Origin of the sequence: Bartonella sp. AU15XJBT (genome assembly GCF_028618615.1) — a bacterium.
GTDB lineage: Bacteria > Pseudomonadota > Alphaproteobacteria > Rhizobiales > Rhizobiaceae > Bartonella.
Genome location: NZ_JAQITG010000112.1, coordinates 1 through 666 on the forward strand (window position 1 = coordinate 1; position 666 = coordinate 666).

1 pseudogene is annotated in these 666 nt (G+C 46.1%); it reads right to left on the reverse strand.

Annotated elements, in window-relative coordinates:
- A pseudogene (locus tag PVV57_RS10415) lies at window positions 1–666 on the reverse strand (S49 family peptidase); the annotation flags it as partial.

A 666-nucleotide genomic window follows, 5' to 3' on the forward strand; every position in this document is an offset into this window, starting at 1 on the left:
TTGTCCTCATTGTCTTCGTCCTCATCTTCGTTTTCTTCGTCGTCAAAGATTTCGGCGTTTTTGTCGACGTCATTATCGTCTTCGTCCTCTTCCTCGTCATTGATGATGTCGACAATCTTTTCGTCATCCTCTTCCTCAGCGCGGATTGTGTGCGTGCCATGTGTTTTGTCCTTCTTTTGTTGTTGATGTTGGGTTTTGTGATATGGAATCCGTTAAGGCTTCCAAAGCTTGCGCAAGGGTGCCTTGCACATCTGCTAATCCAAGTTTGAGAGCTTGGCTGCCTATAAAAGTTTCTGCTTTTGTGTCACGAATTGCATCAGCATTTAAGCGTCTGTTTTGCGCCACCAAATCGACAAACATTTCGTAGAGCAGGGCGCAATCGGCTTGCATTTTTATCTGTGCTGTATCGCTCAAGGGTTCGTGAGAATTGCCATGAACTTTATGGTCCCCTTCAAAAACAAAGGTCCATTTAAGTCCCTGTTTCTCATCTGCACGGGATTGGTCAAGATGGGCGCAAACAACCCCAATGGAGCCTACAACACCCGTGCGTGCAACCCATATTTGAGAAGCCGTACAAGCAATGGCATAAGCTGCCGAGCAAGCAAATTCATTGGCATGCGCCCAAATGGGCTTGGCATATTGTTTTGAAAGGGTTTGAAACTCTTC